This is a genomic window from Rossellomorea aquimaris (assembly GCF_020171925.1).
GTDB classification, from domain to species: Bacteria; Bacillota; Bacilli; order Bacillales; family Bacillaceae_B; genus Rossellomorea; species Rossellomorea aquimaris_F.
This window is the reverse complement of sequence record NZ_JAIVAR010000017.1, coordinates 1-1341: the sequence shown is the minus strand read 5'-3', so window position 1 is coordinate 1341 and position 1341 is coordinate 1. Positions and strand designations below refer to the sequence as shown.

The window sequence follows — 1341 nt, the reverse complement described above, 5'->3', positions numbered from 1 at the left end:
GCCAGGATCAAACTCTCCGATAAAAGTTTGAATAGCTCTTTTTGTAACGATAATCGTTACGGTAAATCTAGAATTAACGTTGACGTATTGTCTTGTTTTGTTCAGTTTTCAAGGTTCAATTTGTTAAGCGCTTCGTTTGAAGCGACTTTACAAGTATATCATCGACACCAGTGGGTGTCAATAACTTTTTTAGAATAATTTTCTTACTCAGCCTAAGCGTGGTAAGAAGAATGATATTTTGCTGTGCAAAAATCATTGGTGGAGCCTAGCGGGATCGAACCGCTGACCTCCTGCGTGCAAAGCAGGCGCTCTCCCAGCTGAGCTAAGGCCCCGTTTGAAGTGGTCGGGAAGACAGGATTCGAACCTGCGACCCCTTGGTCCCAAACCAAGTGCTCTACCAAGCTGAGCTACTTCCCGAAGTATATGGCGCGCCCGAGAGGAGTCGAACCCCTAACCTTTTGATCCGTAGTCAAACGCTCTATCCAATTGAGCTACGGGCGCTTATTATTAAATTGAAAGACAACTGGTGCCGAGGACCGGAATCGAACCGGTACGGTAGTCACCTACCGCAGGATTTTAAGTCCTGTGCGTCTGCCAGTTCCGCCACCCCGGCAAAAAATGGAGCGGAAGACGGGATTCGAACCCGCGACCCCCACCTTGGCAAGGTGGTGTTCTACCACTGAACTACTTCCGCAAAAATAGTGCGGGTGAAGGGACTTGAACCCCCACGCCTCGCGGCGCCAGATCCTAAGTCTGGTGCGTCTGCCAATTCCGCCACACCCGCATGAAAAGAATATGATGTTTGCCTTTTGCAAAAATCAATGGTGAGCCATGAAGGACTCGAACCTTCGACCCTCTGATTAAAAGTCAGATGCTCTACCAACTGAGCTAATGGCTCCTAAAAAACTATTAAACCAAAATGGTGCCGGCAAGAGGACTTGAACCCCCAACCTACTGATTACAAGTCAGTTGCTCTACCAGTTGAGCTACACCGGCGTGTTAAGTTGTTTGTACTCGTCCAAAATACTCGATATTGAATACATTGTAGAGATTAAGGACACTTATTTTACTCCGCTACGCTTCGTAAAGTTAAGGATGGATCTTTTTCACTACGCTGTCGCTGCGTAAAAAATCCATGGTGGAGGATGACGGGATCGAACCGCCGACCCTCTGCTTGTAAGGCAGATGCTCTCCCAGCTGAGCTAATCCTCCGAAATATGTATCGCCTGGCGACGTCCTACTCTCACAGGGGGAGAGCCCCCAACTACCATCGGCGCTGAAGAGCTTAACTTCCGTGTTCGGCATGGGAACGGGTGTGACCTCTTCGCCATTATCACCAGA

Annotated in this window: 9 tRNA genes and 1 rRNA gene; all 10 read right to left on the bottom strand. The window is 48.5% G+C overall.

Annotation, left to right across the window (positions count from 1 at the left end):
- Positions 1 to 256 precede the first annotated feature (256 nt).
- Positions 257 to 332 (bottom strand) — tRNA-Ala (locus tag LCM10_RS20505).
- A gap of 8 nt (positions 333 to 340) precedes the next feature.
- A tRNA-Pro gene (locus LCM10_RS20500) sits at positions 341 to 417 on the bottom strand.
- Between the two features lie 7 nt (positions 418 to 424).
- Positions 425 to 501: transfer RNA gene (locus LCM10_RS20495), tRNA-Arg, on the bottom strand.
- A 23-nt stretch (positions 502 to 524) separates the two neighbouring features.
- Positions 525 to 613, bottom strand: a tRNA-Leu gene (locus LCM10_RS20490).
- Positions 614 to 619: 6 nt separating this feature from the next.
- A tRNA-Gly gene (locus LCM10_RS20485) sits at positions 620 to 694 on the bottom strand.
- A gap of 8 nt (positions 695 to 702) precedes the next feature.
- Positions 703 to 784: transfer RNA gene (locus tag LCM10_RS20480), tRNA-Leu, on the bottom strand.
- A 38-nt stretch (positions 785 to 822) separates the two neighbouring features.
- Positions 823 to 898 (bottom strand) — tRNA-Lys (locus LCM10_RS20475).
- 22 nt (positions 899 to 920) lie between these two features.
- A tRNA-Thr gene (locus LCM10_RS20470) sits at positions 921 to 996 on the bottom strand.
- A gap of 140 nt (positions 997 to 1136) precedes the next feature.
- Positions 1137 to 1212, bottom strand: a tRNA-Val gene (locus tag LCM10_RS20465).
- A gap of 12 nt (positions 1213 to 1224) precedes the next feature.
- Positions 1225 to 1341 (bottom strand): 5S ribosomal RNA (gene rrf, locus LCM10_RS20460).